Below are 4,342 nucleotides of genomic sequence, written 5' to 3' on the forward strand. Positions count from 1 at the left end.
GTCTGGGTATTTTGGGGATGACCCTGTGCCATCGTAAGAGCGTTGCTCAGTTTGCCAATTCTCTATGATGTCGTCAGATAACCAGATATCAATGCGCCCACGATCACGAAGACTTTGGTTGTATTCAGCATAATTGGTTTGCCGATAGGTGTGCTTTTTGAAGTGATGACGTCTGGATTCGTTGTCTTTGTAAGGCATGATTTTTGAACTGGACACGAAGATAGATGGCAAGGATAAAGTAAGGCACGCTCAAATCAAAATTGACGATTTTATGAGCGCGTCAACAAAGCCGTTTCGATTCGCTCAGCAAGAAAATGTAACTTCTTTCCTTGGTAAGCTTTGACTAAATCACACGCTTCATCCAAGCCCATTTGCATAATGTCGAGTTTAATAATATGCGTATATCTGAAGAAACGATCCCATTCAGGTTTCGCAATAAAATCATCTAGGGCGATCAAATAGCCCGCTCGATACAGTTCTTTGATCGCTTCGAATAAATCATCGGTCGGCTTGCAAGTTTCGAGGATCTCGATCACCACCTTGTCTCTGGGTAAGCTTAAAGGTAAGCGCCGAATCAAGCTTTGATATGGGAAGTTAATAAAACAACGCGAAGATGGAATCAAAGGATTAAGCCCAACCGATAAGAAGTTCTCAGCAATCAGACGATACGTCGCTCGATTCGATTCGATATGCGCAGGATAGGCATTCTTTTCTCCATCACGAAACAGTAGCTCATAACCAAGCGTGTTCTTTCTACGATTTAGAATAGGTTGTCGAGCAACATAGGTGGCTTTCATTTATTGATAACTCTCATTTAATTTCACTATCTAGACCTATTGCTCCCACTAAGCTTTTGCCGCCGCCAATAAAACGCCGCAGCCCATGAACATACCCCCAAATATTTTATTGATCTTACCCATGATGCGATCAGAGCAAATAAAGCGTCTCACCTTTGAAGCTAATGAGGTGTATCCCAACATAACAAGGCTATCAATCAATATCGTTGTTATGCCTAATACTAGCAATTGAGGGGCTTGTGGTTGTGCAGGGTCGATAAATTGAGGAAATAGGGCGACTAAAAACACGATAGATTTGGGGTTAGTTAGATTGATAAATACCGCATTTCTAAGCAGTTTGCCGCTCGATAGCGTTGAACTTTTATTAGAAGCGACTAAACTCGATTTATCACGCCATTTTTGAATACCTAACCACAGAAGATACACCACCCCTACCCATTTGATGATAGTGAATACCAACGCTGACTGAGCCACTAGCGCACCGATACCCGCACCCACCAGTATAATGTGAAATGCAAGACCTAGCTGTAAGCCAACAATCGACGCAAGGGATTTCTTCGTGCCATAACTGAGCCCATTACTGATTGAATTAACGGTACCAGACCCCGGCGCTAAACTAAATAAAATTGCCGTGACGACATAGGCAAGCCAAACATGAGTATCCATTTGCATTTCCTTACTAGTTCTTTAATCTAACCACATTCGTAGCAATAAAGCTCTCTCACGCATCAGTTCAGGTAATTTCCCATGGAAAACCACAGTGACGCCACATTTCTGTACACACAAGAACCTCAATTTGAGGAAGCAATTAAACACCCGATTCGTGCCCTTTGGCAACAACGAAAAGATGGGTATCTTACATCATCCGGTAAAAAAAAGCTGTACTGGTGTTGCCTAACCTCACCGATGCACACTAAGGCGATTGTTATCTCAAATGGCCGTATCGAGTGCTGCCAAAAATACCAAGAACTCTTTTATGATTTATATCAACAAGGCTATGACGTCTATTCGTTTGATCACCAAGGTCAAGGCCAGTCGGAACGCATCGTAAAAGACTCTGATATTGGCCATATTCATGAGTTTGATGATTACATCTCCGATATGTCCGACGTCATTACCAGTTTTGATCTCAATAAATATGCCCATCGTTACCTGCTCGGACACTCAATGGGCAGTACCATAGCGACTCGCTACTTACAAACTCACCCCGATCACCCATTTGATAAGGTCACACTGTGTGCTCCGATGTTCGGGATCAAGACTGAATGGTACTTAGCGCCTATCGCGATGGTTGTTGGACAGCTACTCACAGCTTTCCATGCCAAGCCCACTTATGCCCCTGGACAACAAGCGTATTACTCTAAGCCCTTCGAAAATAATCTATTAAGCCACAGTAAGGTACGTTATCAATGGTTCCGCCGTCTTTACGAAGAGTCGCCCTCTTTGCAAGTTGGTGGAGCAAGTACTCGTTGGGTGTGGCAAGGGTTGATGGCGGCTAAGCAAGCTATCCAACAAACTCGTCAAATTAAAATCCCGCTACTACTCGTTCAGGCTGGCGAAGAGAACATTGTAAACAACCGTGCTCAAATTAAGTTCATTCATAAACTGAAGAAAACCAACTCCGCATGCCAATTTAAGGCCATTGAAGGGTCTAGACATGAGGTGTTGTTTGAGACGGATGAATATCGCAATCAGATACTGGTTGCCATTAATCAGTTTTTTGCTTAACGCTCGCGCCCCAAGAAAAACAACAGACCAAAAAGATAAGCACTAAAGAGGAAGAGAAGTTAGTGAGCTTTACCCTCTTTTCTTGTATGAATTTAGCATACAATTTCTAGATAGAAATATTGTCTTTCAAAGGGCATTAGCAATGACTGGTGTCGATATTGATTAAGCATTTTGCAATGAGGGTTAGATGACGATTCCTACACTAAAAGATTCCGTGAAAATTGTTGCCTCTGATTTAGATGGTACGCTTTTGGCGCCCAACCATCAGTTAAGCGATTTTACCAAACAAACACTCACCAAGTTACATGGACAAGGTTATACCTTTATCTTCGCAACCGGTCGTCACCACGTTGATGTTGCTGGTATTCGCAAGCAAACAGGCATCCCCGCTTATATGATCACCTCAAATGGTGCTCGTGTGCATGACCAAGATGACAACCTAATGTATGCCAAAAACATCCCTGCCGAACTGGTGCAAAGTGTTGTGGATATATTTAAGAAAGACCCTGATCTCTTCATCCATATCTATATGAACGATGAATGGTTACTGAATCGTGATGACGCGGTCATGAAGAAGTTTCACGATCAAACTGGGTTCACATACCGATTGTACGATGCTGACAATGTACCGAGTGAAGGTGTTGCTAAAATCTTCTGTACACATCCAAACAAATCACATGAACACCTTGTTCCATTTGAAGATGAACTCAACGCTCTGTTTGGTGACAAGTTGAATGTGGCGTTCTCAACGCCGTGGTGTTTGGAAGTGATGGCGGCTGAAGTGTCTAAAGGTGATGCATTGCAAGCCGTAGCAAAATCTGTCGGTCTGGAACTTGAAAACTGCATTGCCTTTGGTGATGGTATGAACGATGTCGAACTACTATCAATGGCCGGTAAAGGCTTAGTCATGGGTACGTCGCATGAGAAAGTACTTAACGCCCTGCCAAATAATGAAGTGATTGGCAGCAACGCCGACGATGCCGTGGCACACTACTTAGAAAAGCACCTGCTTTAATCCACCGAGTCTAAGATATTTGAATCAGTAAAAGGCAGCCTTAGCTGCCTTTTTTTGAACCTTACGTTCAATGTACTCTCTAAGACTAACAAGAGCCGAGTACTTCTTTTCCTAAGATTGCCTGCCACTCTCGTTCCGTAACGGGCATGATGGATAAGCGATTGCCTCGTTTAACGAGCGGCATCTCAGCTAGCTCAGGCATCGCTTTAAGCGTTGCCAATGGAATCAAACGCTCAGTCACTCGCACAAACTCGACATCAACCATTACCCAGCGCGGGTTATCTGGTGAAGACTTGGCATCATAGTAATCACTCTTTGGGTCAAATTGAAAATGATCTGGGTAGGCTTCTCTGATGATTTTTGCAATCCCCGCGACACCAACGTGTTTGCATGAAGAGTGGTATATCATCACCAGATCGCCAAGTTTGACGTTATCACGCATCATGTTTCGAGCCTGATAATTGCGTACCCCCTCCCAGCAAGAGATTTTTTGCACTCTAAGAGTCTGAATGGCTTTGTTGACGCGCTCATAAAATCGTCAATTTTGATTTGAGCGTGCCTTACTTTATCCTTGCCATCTATCTTCGTGTCCAGTTCAAAAATCATGCCTTACAAAGACAACGAATCCAGACGTCATCACTTCAAAAAGCACACCTATCGGCAAACCAATTATGCTGAATACAACCAAAGTCTTCGTGATCGTGGGCGCATTGATATCTGGTTATCTGACGACATCATAGAGAATTGGCAAACTGAGCAACGCTCTTACGATGGCACAGGGTCATCCCCAAAATACCCAGAC

At 43.4% G+C, this 4,342-nt stretch carries 4 protein-coding genes and 3 pseudogenes; 3 read left to right on the forward strand and 4 right to left on the reverse strand.

All coding sequences use genetic code 11. From position 1 onward, the window contains the following. The 3 genes and pseudogenes from L4B77_RS19485 to rhtB all read right to left on the reverse strand — a co-directional run. Window positions 1–216, reverse strand: a pseudogene (locus L4B77_RS19485) (IS5 family transposase); the annotation flags it as partial. A 74-nt stretch (window positions 217–290) separates the two neighbouring features. Further along, window positions 291–797: pseudogene (locus L4B77_RS19490) on the reverse strand (EAL and HDOD domain-containing protein); the annotation flags it as partial. A 48-nt stretch (window positions 798–845) separates the two neighbouring features. After that, window positions 846–1,463, reverse strand: a complete 618-nt coding sequence (rhtB, locus tag L4B77_RS19495) for a homoserine/homoserine lactone efflux protein (RefSeq protein ID WP_261838392.1) — start codon at window positions 1,461–1,463, stop codon at window positions 846–848. Window positions 1,464–1,544: 81 nt separating this feature from the next. Between rhtB and L4B77_RS19500 the strand changes: the two genes are divergently transcribed. Both L4B77_RS19500 and L4B77_RS19505 read left to right on the forward strand, forming a co-directional pair. Further along, entirely contained in the window at window positions 1,545–2,525 is a 981-nt protein-coding gene (locus L4B77_RS19500; RefSeq protein WP_429752486.1) for an alpha/beta fold hydrolase, read from the forward strand. A 187-nt stretch (window positions 2,526–2,712) separates the two neighbouring features. Next, entirely contained in the window at window positions 2,713–3,540 is an 828-nt protein-coding gene (locus L4B77_RS19505) for a Cof-type HAD-IIB family hydrolase (RefSeq protein WP_372039958.1), read from the forward strand. An 85-nt stretch (window positions 3,541–3,625) separates the two neighbouring features. On the opposite strand, the gene L4B77_RS19510 is transcribed toward L4B77_RS19505, so the two are convergent. Beyond that, a complete protein-coding gene (locus L4B77_RS19510) occupies window positions 3,626–4,051 on the reverse strand; it encodes an EVE domain-containing protein (protein WP_429752488.1) in 426 nt (141 codons plus the stop codon). 75 nt (window positions 4,052–4,126) lie between these two features. On the opposite strand from L4B77_RS19510, the pseudogene L4B77_RS19515 reads away from it, so the two are divergent. Beyond that, a pseudogene (locus L4B77_RS19515) lies at window positions 4,127–4,342 on the forward strand (IS5 family transposase); the annotation flags it as partial.

The organism is Vibrio minamisatsumaniensis, from assembly GCF_050337445.1.
GTDB lineage: Bacteria > Pseudomonadota > Gammaproteobacteria > Enterobacterales > Vibrionaceae > Vibrio > Vibrio artabrorum.

What these genes read in the sequence shown, in the direction of transcription:
- rhtB (WP_261838392.1), bottom strand. Translation starts at nt 1,463, where the DNA reads ATGGATACTCATGTTTGGCTTGCCTATGTCGTCACGGCAATTTTATTT.
- L4B77_RS19500 (WP_429752486.1), top strand. Translation starts at nt 1,545, where the DNA reads ATGGAAAACCACAGTGACGCCACATTTCTGTACACACAAGAACCTCAA.
- L4B77_RS19505 (WP_372039958.1), top strand. Translation starts at nt 2,713, where the DNA reads ATGACGATTCCTACACTAAAAGATTCCGTGAAAATTGTTGCCTCTGAT.